Raw genomic sequence first — 16,104 nt, 5'->3', positions numbered from 1 at the left:
GCCCTGCTTCTCCGTGATTGCTACGCTTGCCTCCTCGTTTCGCTCGCCCTGAAGAAGGGACCACCATGACATCCGAAATGCCGGGGCGCCACGCATACAAACATGCCGACGCGGATGCGCCGGCCGCGCGGGAAGTTTCCGCCGCCCACGCGCCACCCGCGAACGCCGCGGATGTGCAACCCGAGGAAACCTCGACCGACACGCTGTGCAAGGGCGCCGCCCCTGTGGAGGCATCGGCCGCGCCGAAGCCCGAAGAGATCCATCGCGGCATCGCTCGCAAGGTGAAATTCGGCTCGCGGCAGGTTTTCGTCTACGGCATGCCCGTGCAGACCTGGCGCGACTTCTATCACTTCGCGCTGCAGATGCGCTGGCTCACGTTCTTCGCCTCGCTCGCCGGCCTCTTCCTGCTGCTCAACGGCTTCTTCGCATGCCTCTATCAGTTGGGCACGGCGCCCATCGCCAACCAGTTTCCACAGGGCTTTCTCGGCGCGTTCTTCTTCAGCGTCGAGACGCTCGCGACGGTCGGCTATGGGGACATGCATCCGCAAACCATTTATGCCCACCTCGTCGCGACGCTCGAGATCTTCGTCGGCATGTCAGGGGTCGCGTTGGCCACGGGGCTCGTGTTCGCGCGTTTCTCGCGCCCGCGCGCAAAGATCCTGTTTGCGAACCAGGTGGTCGTGCACCCCATCGAAGGCCGCATGACGTTGATGGCGCGCGCCGCCAACGCGCGCCAGAACGTGATTGCCGAAGCCCAGGCCAAGCTGCGCCTGATCCGCGTCGAGACCTCGTCGGATGGCTACACCGCGCGGCGCATCTACGACCTCAAGCTCGTGCGCTCGGAGCATCCGCTCTTCACGCTCGGCTGGAACCTCATGCACATCATCGACGAGTCGAGCCCGCTGTTCGGCGCCACGCCCGAAATGCTCGCGAGCCAGGCCGCGGCGCTGCACGTCGTGATCGAAGGCTCGGACGAGTCGACCGCGCAGACCATGCAGGCGCGCCACATCTGGTCCGATGCGCAAATCCGCTGGCAGTACCGCTACGTCGATCTGATGAGCGAGGTGAACGGCGTAAGCAGCCTCGACTACACGCACTTTCACGAGGTCGTGGAGTTCGACGACGCCAGGCCGTACGGACCGAGCGTGATCTGAAGCCGGCATGCCTCGCGGGCATCGGAAACGCCGCAGGGGAAATCCTTCTCAAAATTGACCCGCAACGGGCAGCTTGTCGCGCGAATCGCCGCCGCGCCTGGTGAGTTAGCAAAATATTTCCGTCATTGGCGCGAAAAAATAGAGTCTTCCTCGCAGCGCCCCACGCAGGGCGCGCGACAGCACTAAAACGGAGACTCCCCCCATGACTGCGCGCCCCGCGTTCGGCGACACGCCCTCGCCGCTTGATACGCCGCCCCTCGCTGATTACAAGCTCACCGACAACCTCACCGCCACGCGCGGGCGCATCTTCCTCACCGGCACCCAGGCGCTGATCCGCCTGCCGCTCATGCAGCGCGCGCTCGACCGCGCGCACGCCCTGAACACGGCGGGCTTCATCAGCGGCTATCGCGGCTCGCCGCTCGGCATGGTCGATCAGCAGGCCTGGAAGGCGAAGAAACTGCTCGAAGCCGCCGACGTGCGCTTCCTGCCCGCCATCAACGAGGAACTGGGCGGCACCGCCGTGCTCGGCACGCAGCGCGTGGAGGCCGACCCCGAGCGCACCGTCGAAGGCGTGTTCGCGATGTGGTACGGCAAGGGCCCGGGCGTCGACCGCGCCGGCGATGCGCTCAAGCACGGCAACGCCTACGGTTCGTCGCCGCACGGCGGTGTGCTCGTGGTGGCGGGCGACGATCACGGCTGCGTGTCGTCGTCGATGCCGCATCAGAGCGACTTCGCGATGATGGCGTGGCACATGCCCATCGTGAATCCGTCGAATATCGCCGACATGCTCGAATTCGGCCTGTACGGCTGGGCGCTCTCGCGCTACTCGGGCGCGTGGGTCGGCTACAAGGCCATTTCCGAAACGGTTGAATCGGGCTCGACCGTCGATCTCGATGCGCTTAAAACCGACTGGCAGGCTCCCGAAGGTTTCACGCCACCGCCCGGCGGCCTGCACAACCGCTGGCCCGATCTGCCGAGCCTCTCGATCGAGCAGCGCCTCGCGGCCAAGCTCGACGCGGTGCGCCACTTCGCGCGCGTGAACAGCATCGACAAGTGGATCGCGCCGAGCCCGCACGCGGACGTGGGCATCGTGACCTGCGGCAAGGCGCATCTGGACCTCATGGAAGCGCTGCGCCGCCTCGATCTCACCGTCGACGATCTCGATCGCGCGGGCGTGCGCATCTACAAGGTGGGGCTCTCGTTCCCGCTGGAGATGTCGCGCATCGACGCCTTCGTCTCGGGTCTCGCCAATGTGCTCGTGATCGAAGAGAAAGGCCCCGTGATCGAGCAGCAGATCAAGGACTATCTCTACAACCGCAAGGATGGCGCGCGCCCGGTCATCGTCGGCAAGCACGCCGAGGACGGCACGCTGTTGCTCTCCGATCTGGGCGAGCTACGCCCCTCGCGCATCCTGCCTGTGTTCGCCGCGTGGCTCGCGCAGCACAAGCCCGCGCTCGACCGCCGCGAGCGCGTGGTCGATCTCGTGGCGCCGCAGATTCTGTCGAACGTCGCGGATGCGGTGAAGCGCACGCCCTACTTCTGCTCGGGCTGCCCGCACAACACCTCAACGAAGGTGCCCGAAGGCTCGATCGCGCAGGCCGGCATCGGCTGTCACTTCATGGCGTCGTGGATGGAGCGCGACACCACGGGCCTGATCCAGATGGGCGGCGAAGGCGTGGACTGGGCCTCGCATTCGATGTTCACGAACACGCGTCACGTGTTCCAGAATCTCGGCGATGGCACCTACTTTCATTCAGGCATCCTTGCGATTCGCCAGGCTGTGGCCACGAAGGCCAACATCACCTACAAGATCCTCTATAACGACGCCGTGGCGATGACGGGCGGCCAACCCGTGGACGGCAGCATCTCCGTGCCGCAGATCGCGCGCCAGGTGGAGGCCGAGGGCGTGTCGCGCTTCGTGGTCGTGAGCGACGAGCCCGAGAAGTACGACGGCCATCACGGCCTGTTCCCGAAAGGCACGACGTTCCATCACCGCAGCGAGCTCGACACCGTGCAGCGCGAACTGCGCGAAACGCCGGGCGTGACCGTGCTGATTTACGACCAGACCTGCGCCGCCGAAAAGCGCCGCCGCCGCAAGAAGGGCGAATTCCCCGACCCGGACAAGCGTCTGTTCATCAACGAGGAAGTCTGCGAAGGCTGCGGCGATTGTGGCGTGCAGTCGAACTGCCTTTCGGTCGAGCCCGTGGAAACGGTATTGGGCCGCAAGCGCCGCATCGACCAGTCGTCGTGCAACAAGGACTATTCGTGCGTGAACGGCTTCTGCCCGAGCTTCGTCACCATTGAAGGCGGCAAGCTCAAAAAGGCCGCGGGCGCGGCGTTCGATCCGCAGGCGCTCGCCGCGCGCGTGAATGCGCTGCCACTTCCGGCCACGCATCTCGACAACGCGCCCTACGACATTCTCGTGACCGGCGTGGGCGGCACAGGCGTGGTGACGGTGGGCGCGCTCATCAGCATGGCCGCGCACCTGGAAGGCAAGAGCGCTTCGGTGCTCGACTTCATGGGCTTCGCGCAGAAGGGCGGCTCGGTGCTGTCGTTCGTGCGCTTCGCGGCAACCGACGCGCTGCTCAACCAGGTACGCATCGACACCCAGCAGGCCGACCTGCTGCTCGCTTGCGACATGGTGGTGGGCGCGAGCGCCGACGCGCTGCAAACAGTGCGCCACGACCGCACGCGCATCGTCGTGAACACGCACGAGATTCCGAACGCGGCGTTCGTGCAGAACCCCGAGGCGAATCTGCACGCCGACGCGCTGCTCGCAAAGATGCGCCATGCGGCGACCAACGGCGCGACGAATGGAAAAAGCGCCGCGCAAGATCCGCTTTCGGCCTGCGATGCCCAGGCGCTCGCGCAACGCTTTCTCGGCGACACGATCGGCGCAAACATCGTGATGCTCGGCTTCGCGTGGCAGCTCGGCCTCGTGCCGGTGTCGCTCGCGGCCCTCACGCGTGCGATCGAGCTGAACAACGTGGCCGTGCAGGCAAACCTGTTCGCGTTCTCGATCGGGCGTCTCGCTGCCGCCGACGCGGCGGCGCTCGAAGCGCTGGACACGCAACGCGCGAACCAGACCCAAGCCAAGCTGCGCACGCTCACGCAAACGCTCGACGAATTGATCGCCGACCGCGAGCAGCGTCTGCTCGCCTACGGCGGCGCGGGCTACGTGAAGCGTTATCGTGCGCTGGTCGATGCCGCACTCAGCGTGGATTCATCCGACGATCAAGCGCTCGCGCGCGCCGTCGCAGCCACGTTCTACAAACTGCTCGCCGTGAAGGACGAATACGAAGTGGCGCGCCTGCACGCCGATCCGGCCTTCCGCACCGCGCTCGAAGCGCAGTTCGAAGGCAAGGCGGGTGACGACTTCACGGTGAAGTTCAACCTCGCGCCGCCGCTCATCGCGCGCGAGAAGAACGGCCAGCATCCGCGCAAGATGCAGTTCGGGCAGTGGCTGTGGACCGGGCTCGCGCTGCTCGCGAAGGGACGCGGCGTGCGCGGCACGTGGCTCGACCCGTTCGGCAAGACGCTCGAGCGGCGTATGGAGCGCTCGCTCGCCGACGACTACGAAGCGACGCTGCGCGGCGCGTTTGCGAACGCCACCGCCAGCGATGCCGCCGATCTAGCGAAGTTCGCGAGCTTGCATCAGCGCGTGCGCGGTTATGGCCACGTGAAGCTCGCGAATCTCGCCTCGGTCAAGCGCAGCGAGCGCGAACTCGCCACGCGTCTGAACATCGACGTGAAAACGAGCGCGGCTGTCAACGAGGCGCTCGCATCGTTCAAGGGCGCGGGGGCGTTGCGTGGTATTCCGGTGGTGGTGGCCAAGTAAGCGGTGCATGGCCGCGCACTCACGCGGCCTCTTCCGCAAGCCAGTCCACATCTCCGCACAGCACGCACAGGCGGTCGCCCACCTGCACCGCCATCGAGAGCGTCACGCACGGCAGCGCCTCGTTGATCGAGAGATACGGCGGGCTCGCGTGCACGCGTCCGGGCGCCACGAGCGCCGCACGGAAGTACGGGCGGCGCAGCCAGTTCGCGCCCTGCGCGTCGTCGAGCGGCAAGAAGCGCGCATCGTGCTCGGCGCGGTCCACGCGCAGCACCACGTTGCGTCCCGCCTGACGCCCGTTCGCATCGAGCAAAAAGCAGCGCGCCGCATGATCGAGCGCGAGGAAATTCCAGCACACCTCCTCCAGCGCTTCGCCCGCGCCAAGGCGCTCGGCCGCGCGCTCAAACGCGCGCACGTAGGGCGCAAGACGGCTTGCCATGCCGCGCTCGCGTGCTTCGGTCTGCTCACGAAAACGCTCGGTGACCTCGGCGATCACCGCTTGCGCGTGCGCTGCGTCGGTCAGGCCGGGCGCGGGCCGCGCGAAGAAAAATCCTTGCACAAAGTCGGCGTTGCACGAAAGCGCGAGCTGCGCCTCGTGCTCCGTTTCCACACCCTCGATCAGCACCAGCTTGCCCGCTTCGTGCAGCAACGCGACTAGCGCGGGCAACGTCGCGGCCATGTCGGCACGATGCGCGGCGTGCAGCAGCATGATGCGGTCGAGCTTCACGATGTCGGGATTCAGTTGCCACACGCGGCCGATGTCGACATGCCCCGCGCCGAAGTCGTCGAGCGCCACGAGAAAGCCATGCTCGCGAAACTCGGCCACCGCATGCGCGAGCGCGTCGAGATCCATGGCCTCGGTCTTATCCATGCCCTGCACATCCGGCACATTCGGCACGTCCAGCACTTCGAGCACGACGCGCCGCGGCGGCAAATCGAGTCGCCGCAAATTCGCGAGCAGCGCCGCCGCGTGATAAGGATCGGTCAGCGTCCCCGGATGCACGTTCAGAAACAGCCATTCGCGCTCGGCGCCCAGCAGCGCGAAGTTTTCCAGATGCAGCGCCTGCGCGAGCCGGTCCACCTGGAGCGCTTCGCCCACGCGCGCGGCGGCGCCGAACACGTCGAGCGGCGAGACCGGCCGGTCGAGCGCGTCGTGCGCGCGCAAGAACCCTTCGTAGCCGATCGCACGCATATGCGAGAGGCTGAAAACGGGCTGAAACACGCTCGTGAGCGTGAGCTCGCCGTGTTGCGCGCTATAGCGCTCGAGCCCCGATGCGACGCTCAGGTCGAAGCCATGAGGCGCCGTGGCCGTCTTGTCATGTTGCTCTGTGCTCATGCTTTCCTCTTCGCGCAAGTTGATCGCCGCGGCTCGCATGCCGGCAGTCCCTGCGTTGCGCCTCCTGTGGTCAGGCACCGTTCAAGCAAGGTTCGTGCGCACGCACACCGCCATCCGCCCGCACCCATGCGCGGCCAGCGGGCATGCAAGCGCTTCTGGCGCACCAACATCGTGCATCGCGCCCGGCCGCGCTCGCATGACACGATGCGCGTCACGCGCACGCGCGGCCGCTGCCCGCTTCGCGGCGCGGGAGGCCGCCCTCGGGCTACACTGCCCGCCATCCGCCGCCTGCCTCGCCAGGCACCTCCGCCTTCGTTCGCAACGCTTCCGCCTTAAAGGGACACCCTGAAAGGACGCACCGCGCCCTCGCCTTACCCCATCGATGGAAACCATTTTCACCGTTCTCATTCTGCTCCTTGCCGTGGCACTTTCGGGCGTCATCGTGCGTATGCTGCCCGTCAAGCTGCCACTGCCGCTCCTGCAGATCGCCATCGGCGCCTTGCTCACGTTTCCGCGCATCAATCCGCACGTCACGTTCGATCCCGATATCTTCATGGCGCTGTTCATCCCGCCGCTGCTGTTCGCGGACGGCTGGCGCATGCCCAAGCGCGAATTCTTCATGCAGCGCCGCGCGATCCTGATGCTCGCGCTCGGCCTCGTGCTGCTGACCGTGGTGGTGGTGGGCTACTTCGTGCACTGGCTCGTGCCGCAGATCTCGCTGCCGGTGGCTTTCGCGCTCGCCGCCGTGCTCTCGCCCACCGACGCCGTCGCGCTCTCCGCCATCGCCGGCAAGGACAAGATCCCGGCGCAGCTCATGCACATCCTCGAAGGCGAAGCGCTGATGAACGACGCCTCCGGCCTCGTCGCGCTCAAATTCGCCGTGGCCGCCGCGCTCACGGGCTACTTCTCGCTGCGCGACGCCACGCTCAGCTTCTTCGTGATCGCGGCGGGCGGGCTCGCGGTGGGCGCGGCGATCGGCTGGCTGTTCAGCTTCGCGTCCGCGCGCTTTCTCAACGTGACCAGCGAAGGCGACCCCGCGCCCGGCGTCGTGATGACGCTGCTGATTCCGTTCGCCGCCTATCTCTTCGCGGAACATCTCGAAGTCTCGGGCGTGCTCGCCGCCGTGGCCGCCGGGATGATGATGAACTACACGAGCGTCGCGCACATGGGGCCGGTGTCCGCGCGCGTGCGCGCGAGCAGCACCTGGCAGATGATCGAGTTCGTCTTCAACGGCATGGTGTTCACGCTGCTCGGGCTGCAGTTCCCCGGCATTCTCGGCAAGGCGCTGCTCGACGCGCATCACACGAGCAACGTGCAGATGATGCGTCTGCTCGGCTATATCGCCGCCGTATTGGCCGCGCTCTATGCGATGCGCTTCGGCTGGGTGTGGCTGCTGCGCTGGGTGGCGAGCCGCAGCGCCGCGCGTCACGGCATGGCCAACGCGGTGCCGGGCCTGCGCACCGTGGCGATCACGACCGTGGCCGGCGTGCGCGGCGCGGTCACGCTCGCGGGCGTGCTCTCGCTGCCCGTGGCGCTTGCGAGCGGCGCGCCGCTGCCGGGCCGCGACACCGCCATTTTCATCGCCTCGGGCGTGATTCTCGCCTCGCTGATGGTGGCGATCGTGGGGCTGCCGCTGCTGCTGCGCGGCGTGAGGCGCGGCGCGCATCCAGCGCACGTCGCCGAGGAGCGTGCCGCGCGCGCACAAGCGGCACAGGCCGCGATTCGCGCCGTCGACGCGCTGCACGAGAAAGCCACCGAGGACATGGATGAATCGCAGGCCGCCTACGCCGCCGACGTCACCGCACGCGTGATGGACACCTACCGGCGACGCCTCGCGACGCTCGACGCCGACCGCGACCGCGCCAAACACGCGCGCGAGGCGGAAGCGCTCGAATTGCAGATGCGTCTCGCGGCCATGCGCGCCGAGCGCGCGACGCTGCTCGACCTGCGCAACCGCCAGACGATCAACGACGAGACGCTCACGAAGCTGATGCGCGAAGTGGATCTCTCCGAAACCGCGATGACCACGCGCGGACGCAATCGGGGATAAGCGCGGCGGCATCGCTAAAGCACTCGCGAACCAGCGCACCAAAAACAAACGCGACGCCCTTCGAAAAAGGCGTCGCGTTTTTTATATGCGCGAGCGTTACGCGCGTGCCTGGCGCACGAGGGCGCCGGACCTTAAACCGCCGCTTCCTGCGCCGGCTTCTTGCGCAGCAGCGCGTAGAGAATGATCGCGCCGAAGGTTGCGGTGCCAATGCCGCCAAGCCCGAAATTGCCGAGCTTGAGCGAGAAGTCGCCTGCTCCAAGCACGAGCGTGACAGCGGCCACGATCAGGTTGCGGTTATCCGAGAAGTCGACGCGGTTGACGACCCAGATGCGCGCGCCCGTCACGGCGATCAAACCGAACACGACGATGGACGTGCCGCCGAGCACCGGCCCCGGGATCGTCTGGATCACCGCGCCGAATTTCGGCGAGAAGCCGAGCGCGAGCGCGATGATCGCCGCAATCGCGAACACCAGCGTCGAATAGATCTTGGTGACGGCCATCACGCCGATGTTCTCCGCGTAGGTCGTCATGCCCGTGCCGCCCGAGAAGCCCGAGACGATGGTGCCCAGGCCGTCGCCGATGAACGCGCGGCCCACATAGCGGTCGAGATTGGTGCCCGTCATCGCGGAGACGGCCTTGATGTGGCCGAGGTTCTCGGCCACGAGAATCACGGCGATAGGCACGAGCATCGTCATCGCATGCGGATCGAACACCGGCGCGGTGAACTTCGGCATGCCGAACCAGGCCGCGTTGCCGACGATTGCGAAGTCGATCGGCTTGCCCATCCCCATGCCGTTGGTCACGACCGCATAGATCGCGTAGGCGATCGCGAGACCCACGAGAATCAGCAGACGCTGCAGCATGCCGCGCGTGAAGACGGCCACGCCGCCCACGCAGAGGATGGTGACGAGCGCCATCCACGAATCGAACTGCGAGGCGCTCACGCCCTTCACAGCGATAGGCGCGAGATTCAGGCCGATCACGGCCACGATCGCGCCGGTCACCACGGGCGGCATGAGCGTTTCGATCCACGCCGTGCCCACGACCGAAACCAGCACGCCGATCAGCGCATAAACCACGCCGCACGCGATGATGCCGCCAAGCGCGACCGGAATGTTGGTGTTCGGCCCGTGGCCGCCATAGCCCGTGACGGCAATCACGAGGCCGATGAACGCGAAGCTCGAACCGAGGTAGCTGGGCACGCGCCCGCCCACCAGGACGAAGAACAGCAGCGTGGCGATACCCGACATGAAGATGCACAGGTTTGGATCGAAGCCCATGAGCAGCGGCGCGAGCACCGTCGAGCCGAACATGGCGACGACGTGCTGCACGCCCATCGCGAACATCTGCGGCCAGGGCAGGCGCTCGTCGGGCGCGACGATGCCATTCGCGGCGCTCGTTTGCACGCGCCAGCGGGGAAAGTATGAATCGGACATGGGGCTCCTCTTGTGCCGTTGTTGGCCGTTGTTGTTGACCGCCCCGCACCGGTGACTGCAATGGCTGCCGGCGCGATCGGGTTTTGTCTGGTTTTGTCTTTTTGGGAGAGAAATCTCGCGCGAGTGTACGGAGCCGCAATCGGCGTGGCAAGGTGGACTTGCGAGCCCGTGGGCAGGACGATCACGCGCCAAGCCCCGCCTGACGGGTGTTTCGGACTACTCCTATATCGACGGAAATACCCGCGGCCTAGACTACATCTACTGCGTGACCCCCATGACAGTTCATGCAGCGGTTGTAGATTGTAAACTCTCCGACTTCCCGCTCATGCCCACGTGGCCTGAGCGGCTTTTTTTTGCCCGGGTATTTTTAATGCGCTTATCCGGCGAGGCTGATGATGACGTCGCGCCGGCAGATTATGGCTAGTTGCGGCCTCAAGCGAACGCGCCTTGCGCGAGTTCCCGCACGTAGTCGCGCACACCCTCCGGCCAATCCACGCTCCACGCCTCGAAGCGCGTACGCTCGCCGGCATAGAGCGCGCGCAGCGCCTCTTCGTAGCCCGGCAGGTTGCCCGCCAGCGCCGTCATGAACCGGTGCACTGCCTCTTGCGACGTCCGTACTCGGTCCTTCGCCTCGCTCGCATGACGCGCGCTTTCCACGAGCCGCCGCAGCACCACCGACGCGCCGCCCGGCTGCGCCGCCAGCCAATCCCAATGACGCGGCAGTAACGTGACCTCGCGCGCCACCACGCCGAGCTTGGGCCGGCCCCGGCCGCGCGGGGCGTCTTCGCCGGGTTCGTCCGGCTGCGTTTGATCGTCTTCTTCGGCCCGCGCTTGCCATGCCGCATCGGCGGCGAGGCGCGCGGCCACGTCGGCGGGTCGGCCGCGCAAATCGAATTCCACTGGCTTCGCGTCGCGATCGTCGAAGACCAGCACCTGGGCGGTCTCTCCGCCTTCCAGCACAGCCTTCACCGCCAGCGCCACTTCGAGCGGCGCTCCGCGCGCGATCAGCCGCGTGCCGGCAAAAGCCGTCACGCCTGTGCCGCCCATGCCTCTTGGCGCGGCTTCATTTGTCATTGCCATGACTTGCTCCTGTATCGAATCACGGAGCAAATATTACCCGGGTAAATTACGGAACGCAATATCACCCGGGTAATAATTTATTGCGCACCTACGCCAGCGGCAGGCTCATGCGAGCCTCATTCGTCCCGCAAGCCCACAATCGCGCCGGTCTCGATCCACGTACGCCATTGGCTCGCGAAGCTGAACGCCTCGTCGATGGCGAACGCGCTTTCGAGCGCTTCGTCGAGCGTCGCGCCGCGCTGGAGCGCGACGAACGCCTCATGCGCTGCCTGCATGTGCGCAAGCGCAGCGGGATGCCAGCGCGTACGCACGACCAGCACCCAGCCCGGCGTATCGACGCGATCGGGCCAGGCGTCCTGGCGTGCTCCTTCGCGGGCTTTGTCGTTGAGGTTTTGATCGTCGTGCTGATGCGCGCGCCAGATCGCGAGCGCCGCGTGATTAGTCGCCAGTGCGACGCACGCCGGATGCACGGCAAGCCGCGACGACATGAGCCGCGCCGCGCCAATCGCCTGCCACTGCGCCGGAGCGAGCGGCTCGGCGTCGGCGGCGAAGGCGGCCATGTGCAGCGCCCATTCGAGACGCGCGACGTCGCCGAAATACGCGTAGCGTGCATCGGTCTCGTAGCGCTCAATGAAGGCCGGCAAAGCCGCGCCGAAGCGATTCAGATCGGCGTCGCGCGAAGGATGCGCCCGCGCATAAGCGAGTGCGAGCGCATCGAAGTAAGCCTCGCCGACGAGCGCCGCGAGCACCGGATACGCGCTCGCCAGCGCGGCGCGTCGTGCAGCGCGCACGTTGCCGCGATAAAGGCCCAGACGTTCGTGTGCAGAGGCAATCGAATCGCCGGAACGAAGGTAGGCCGCGACCAGCGCGGCATCGGCGGCGGGATCGTCGAGCGCGGCGGCAAAGGCCGCCTGCATCGACGCCAGTGATTCATCGGCGCTCATGTGCGCACCTGCACGCTCGCAAGCCGATCGTGCGCCATGCGCGTCATGCATTCGCGCGCGAGCCTCGCCTCGTCGAGCAGCACATCGAGCGGCGGCACACCGGTGTCCCATTCGATCAGCGTGGGCACCGCGCCGAAACGGCGCAACGCGGCCTCGTAAAGCGCCCAGACTTCAGGCGCGACGCGCGAGCCGTGATCGTCGATCACCGCTGCTGCCGTCACGCGATGCCCCGCGAGATGCAGTTCGCCCACCACCTCGCGCGGCAACGCGGCCATCGCCGCGAGGGCATCCTCGCCGTGATTGCACTGGTTCACGTAGAGATTGTTCACGTCGAGCAGCACGCCACAGCCGGTGCGGCGCGCCAACTCGGCCAGAAAAGCCGTCTCGCCAAGCGTATCGTCGCGAAAGCGCACGTACGTGGAGACGTTTTCGATCAGCACGCGCCGGCGCAGCGTGTCCTGCATCCGCGCGACGCGCGCACACAGATGATCGAGCGACGCCTGCGTGAGCGGCATCGGCAAAAGATCGTGGAGCGCGGCATGGGGCGTCGCGCCCCAGCACAGATGCTCGGAAACGAGCGCCGGCTCGATGCGCTCGACGAGCCGCTGCAGACGCGTGAGATGGGTGTCGTCGAGCGGTGCCGCCGAGCCGAGCCCGAGGCCGACGCCGTGCAGACTCACCGGCAAATCGCGGCGCACCGTTTCGAGCACGTGCAGGTCGTAGCCGCCATCGCCGAAATAGTTTTCGCTATGGACCTCGACCCAGCCGACCGGCGGTGGCGCATCCATGAACGCACCATAGTGCGCGTGACGCAAACCAATACCGACGCCTTGCGCCTCACTCGTGCGCGAAGGCCGATGCATCATCGTGCTCATGCTGCACCTTGCTTACTTCTCCGGCGTGCCGCCGAGCTTTTCGCAGGTGCCCTTGGGCATCGTCTTGAAGTCGCCCTTGTCGTGATCGACCTTGGCCTGGCCCGCGCAATCGTGCACGCCGGTCTTGCTCGCGCAATCGTTCTGGCCTGCCTTGGCGACGCCATAGCAGTTCACGGTGTCTGCGGCTTGCGCGACGCCTGCCGTTGCAAGACCCGCCAGCGCGGCGGCAATCACGGCCTGACGGCCCAATACGGTTTTCATGGGAAATCTCCTCAAAGGTAAGCAAAGTCGCGGCAGCCGCGCCACGCGGCCTCTCACGCACTATTTTGCCTCACCGCCAGTCCCGCGAAGCGCGCACTCGTGCAGGCGCCCCGGTCAGCGGCAATTATCTTCATTTTCGTAATGATATTTACCGTATCTCGATATTTATCTTCGAACCTCGCAGTAATAAAGTTACATCAACGGATCGAACAAACCGATTGTTACGGTTCAAAAGATAAACTTTGGAGGTTATTGATCATGAAGACCCTGATTGCCGCAGCCCTTGCCGCTACCGTTCTTGCCGCCCCGGCCCTGTCATTCGCTCAAGAAAGCCAGCCGCTGACCCGCGCCCAGGTGCGCGCTGAACTCGTGCAACTCGAACAAGCCGGCTATCGCCCGGGCGTTTCGAGCCCGTACTACCCGGCAGACATGCAAGCCGCACAAGCGAAGGTCGCGCAGCAGAACGCAACGGCTGAAGCCACGGCCTACGGCGCCTCGACGAACGGCTCGACGCAAGCCGGTAGCCGCGTGACGCCGAGCAAGTCGGTCTACTTCGGCCAGTAAGCGCCGTCGAAGGCAGCGCCCCGCCCAGCGGAGCGCTGCGAGAAGCACACCGGACGGGCCCGCTCTCGATGAGATTGGAGAGCGGGCCCGTTAGTTTTTGTGCAATCGGATGAGTTGACGTTGTCTCACCGCGTCTCGCGCCGCGCGTGATGCCTCTACAGGAAACCTCCGTCGCCGGTGATCCGGCGGCTTGCCCGGACACGCGTTGTCCGGGCCTTTTTCCGCGCCTCTCCTGCTCCGCTCGCCAGTTACTCCGTGGAAACGGCATCGGCACGCACGCCGCTTTGCGCGGGATCCGCGCGCTTGAGCCGCGCAAGACGCCCGCTCGCCGCCTGAACCAGCATGGCGACCGCGACCGCTTCGGCGAACGCCAGCGTCGCCGTCTGATGCTGCAGTCCCAGCGACAACACCAGGCAGAACGCAGCAAACCCAAAACGCCCGAGCACCATCCCACGCAGCAGCGCAATCACGAACGCCGCGCCGTGCGCGCGATGCGACGACACCGCCAGCACGCTGCTGAGCAGCGGAAACACCGCGAACAAACCACTCCACACCGAACCGAGACGCGTGGACAACGCCGTGACGGACAGCGTAAGCGCAGCGCCCGCCGCCATGCGCCCGGCGAGATCGGTGCGCGTGAGCGGCGCGCCAGCGGCCACCACGGTGCTGCGCGGCAGGAAGGCCTGACCAAAGAGCGTAGCGGCCAGCGCCACGCCAAGCGCCCACGGCCACGACACCGGCAGACGCGACAGCACGCACGCGGCGGCGAACCACGTAGCAAAGCCCGCAGCGAGCGCAAACCGCCACGGCCGCGCGCGGCACGTCCATGCATAAGCGAAATTGAACGCCTCGGAAGCGAGAATCGCGTAAAGCGAGAGCGTGACGGCCCGCGCGCCAAACGCATTGCCGTGCTCCATCACGAGCAGCCAGAGGATCGGGCCCGCGATCACGGGCAACCCGGCTAGCCAGCCCGCGACCTTCGGCCCCCACTGCTTTCCGGCCATCGAAACGAACAACAGGAAGAGCGGGACGAGCGTGAGCTTGAGCGCGAGCATCGGGGCGGAAGGCCGCAATGAAGACGGCGATGAGGAGTGAACGGCCGATGGTAGCAGCGCACGCGCGAATGCGCTGACCGTCGCCTTGGCTGCTGGATCCACGCGCCGACCATCATGCGACGACCGGCGCGCGAGCACGCGTGCCGGAAAGCGCGTTTCCAGACGCGCTCAGGAGAGCCTTGAATTAGAAGCGGTGGCGGATACCCGTGGCGACCACGAGCTGGTTCCGTCCGCTGGCCGGATCGAACGAATTGATGGCCGCGGGCGCGCCCGCCGTCGCGCGCTGATAGATCGTTTCGGCGTAGACGTCGGTGCGCTTCGAGAACTGATAGACCGCCTGCAGCGCACCCTCGTGCCAGTGCGCATCCGAACCCTTCGTGTAGACGTACATCCCCGCGAGCGACACCGCCGGCGTGACCTGCCAGACCGCGTTGAGCTCGTAGTTGCTGAACGCGATGGACGGCAGCCCAAAGCCGCTTTGCGCATCGACGACACCGGTCTGAATCGAGCGCGACCACGCCGCGCCAAGTGTCACATCGCCGATCACATAGTTCGCCCCGACGCCGATGGTGTCCTGCTTGCCGACGAAGGTATCGATGACCGAACCCGCCGTCTCCCCCGAGCCCGGCAGTGCGAACGGCTCATATGCGCCGTTGTCGGTCGCGCCGCGGCCATTGTTGTGCAGCCACGCAACGCCCGCGCTGAAAGCGCCGCCCGTATAGTTCGCGCCGATGCTGTAGGCGCGGTTATCGGCGAAACGTCCCGCGCCGTTCGAGAACGCGTACATGCCGCCGAACGTGAAGCCGCCATAGTTCGCGCTCGCGTACTTGATGGCGTTCGCGGCGAGGTACGAGTTGTTGGCGTTGTCGTTATCGAACGGATGCGCGAACGCGGTGCCGCCCACGCCGCCCGTGAGCGTGAAGGGCGCGAAATAGTCGTGGACCGAGTCGTACTGGCGGCCGAGCGTGAGCGTGCCGAACTTCTCCGATTCGAGGCCGACGTAGTACGGGTGATCGTTGCGCGCCTCGCCGTTAGCCAGCGAGAAGCCGTGCTCGAGACGGAACAGCGCCTTCATGCCGCCGCCGAGATCCTCGCTGCCTTGCAGGCCCCAGAAGCTGCCATCGATGAGACCCGAGGTGAGCTGATACTGCGAGTGACCGCCGACGTTGTTCGCATAGGCGAGGCCCGCGTCGATCTCGCCGTAGAGCGTGACGGTGGATTGAGCCTGCGCGGAGGCGCTCAGGCAGATGAAAGTTGCGGCGCAGGCGGCGGCGAGCGCGGCCTTCTTGTGCGAAGGGCGGGTCATGAGGGTGCTGGATGGTGAGTTGTTGTGGCTTGTTGTGGCGCAGGGATAGTGCGGCGGCGCTTTTCAGGCGCGCACACATGCTGCGAACCTTACATTATGAAAATGTTAATAAGAATCGGATGCATTACACAACACCCGCGTGACCGCCATGCGGAATTTTTTGATGAAGCGATGGGGATGCGCAACGAAAGGGTTGATGCAGCGGGGA

Annotated in this window: 12 protein-coding genes; 4 read left to right on the top strand and 8 right to left on the bottom strand. The window is 66.1% G+C overall.

The features are described 5' to 3' along the window. Window positions 1–65: 65 nt before the first annotated feature. Window positions 66–1,154, top strand: a complete 1,089-nt coding sequence (locus HV773_RS08770; RefSeq protein WP_227875352.1) for an ion channel — start codon at window positions 66–68, stop codon at window positions 1,152–1,154. 202 nt (window positions 1,155–1,356) lie between these two features. Then, window positions 1,357–4,992 carry an indolepyruvate ferredoxin oxidoreductase family protein gene (locus HV773_RS08765; protein WP_129560979.1) on the top strand — a complete coding sequence of 1,212 codons (3,636 nt, stop codon included), beginning with the start codon at window positions 1,357–1,359 and terminating at the stop codon, window positions 4,990–4,992. A 19-nt stretch (window positions 4,993–5,011) separates the two neighbouring features. Here HV773_RS08765 and HV773_RS08760 read toward each other — a convergent pair whose 3' ends face one another. After that, on the bottom strand, window positions 5,012–6,325 hold the full coding sequence (locus HV773_RS08760) for an EAL domain-containing protein (protein ID WP_175194858.1): 1,314 nt from the start codon (window positions 6,323–6,325) through the stop codon (window positions 5,012–5,014). Between the two features lie 382 nt (window positions 6,326–6,707). Here HV773_RS08760 and HV773_RS08755 point away from each other — a divergent pair, with 382 nt between their 5' ends. Further along, window positions 6,708–8,375 carry a Na+/H+ antiporter gene (locus HV773_RS08755; protein WP_175194857.1) on the top strand — a complete coding sequence of 556 codons (1,668 nt, stop codon included), beginning with the start codon at window positions 6,708–6,710 and terminating at the stop codon, window positions 8,373–8,375. Between the two features lie 131 nt (window positions 8,376–8,506). Here HV773_RS08755 and HV773_RS08750 read toward each other — a convergent pair whose 3' ends face one another. The 5 genes from HV773_RS08750 to HV773_RS08730 all read right to left on the bottom strand — a co-directional run bounded on the left by HV773_RS08750 (window position 8,507) and on the right by HV773_RS08730 (window position 12,971). Then, a complete protein-coding gene (locus HV773_RS08750) occupies window positions 8,507–9,811 on the bottom strand; it encodes a solute carrier family 23 protein (RefSeq protein WP_129560976.1) in 1,305 nt (434 codons plus the stop codon). Window positions 9,812–10,243: 432 nt separating this feature from the next. Then, a complete protein-coding gene (locus tag HV773_RS08745; RefSeq protein WP_227875351.1) occupies window positions 10,244–10,891 on the bottom strand; it encodes a DUF2239 family protein in 648 nt (215 codons plus the stop codon). Window positions 10,892–11,007: 116 nt separating this feature from the next. Further along, complete coding sequence (locus tag HV773_RS08740) at window positions 11,008–11,835, bottom strand: HvfC/BufC N-terminal domain-containing protein (RefSeq protein ID WP_227875350.1); 828 nt, start codon at window positions 11,833–11,835, stop codon at window positions 11,008–11,010. After that, a complete protein-coding gene (bufB, locus tag HV773_RS08735; RefSeq protein ID WP_227875349.1) occupies window positions 11,832–12,710 on the bottom strand; it encodes an MNIO family bufferin maturase in 879 nt (292 codons plus the stop codon). Before bufB ends, HV773_RS08740 begins: the two co-directional genes overlap by 4 nt. Before the next feature lie 12 nt (window positions 12,711–12,722). Then, window positions 12,723–12,971 carry a BufA1 family periplasmic bufferin-type metallophore gene (locus HV773_RS08730; RefSeq protein ID WP_129560975.1) on the bottom strand — a complete coding sequence of 83 codons (249 nt, stop codon included), beginning with the start codon at window positions 12,969–12,971 and terminating at the stop codon, window positions 12,723–12,725. Between the two features lie 258 nt (window positions 12,972–13,229). Here HV773_RS08730 and HV773_RS08725 point away from each other — a divergent pair, with 258 nt between their 5' ends. Further along, on the top strand, window positions 13,230–13,535 hold the full coding sequence (locus tag HV773_RS08725; protein ID WP_129560974.1) for a DUF4148 domain-containing protein: 306 nt from the start codon (window positions 13,230–13,232) through the stop codon (window positions 13,533–13,535). Window positions 13,536–13,783: 248 nt separating this feature from the next. Here the strand turns inward: HV773_RS08725 and HV773_RS08720 are convergent, their stop codons facing one another. Together HV773_RS08720 and HV773_RS08715 are read right to left on the bottom strand one after the other, a co-directional pair. After that, window positions 13,784–14,590: a hypothetical protein gene (locus tag HV773_RS08720; protein WP_129563252.1), complete on the bottom strand. Its 807-nt coding sequence runs from the start codon at window positions 14,588–14,590 to the stop codon at window positions 13,784–13,786. Window positions 14,591–14,774: 184 nt separating this feature from the next. Beyond that, the gene (locus tag HV773_RS08715; protein ID WP_129560973.1) at window positions 14,775–15,896 is read right to left on the bottom strand and encodes a porin; all 1,122 of its coding nucleotides are present in this window, start codon (window positions 15,894–15,896) and stop codon (window positions 14,775–14,777) included. Window positions 15,897–16,104: the final 208 nt, after the last annotated feature.

The organism is Paraburkholderia caffeinitolerans (assembly GCF_902859945.1).
GTDB lineage: Bacteria > Pseudomonadota > Gammaproteobacteria > Burkholderiales > Burkholderiaceae > Paraburkholderia > Paraburkholderia caffeinitolerans.
The sequence above is the reverse complement of the archived record's forward strand: the minus strand, read 5'-3'. Positions and strand labels throughout refer to the sequence as shown.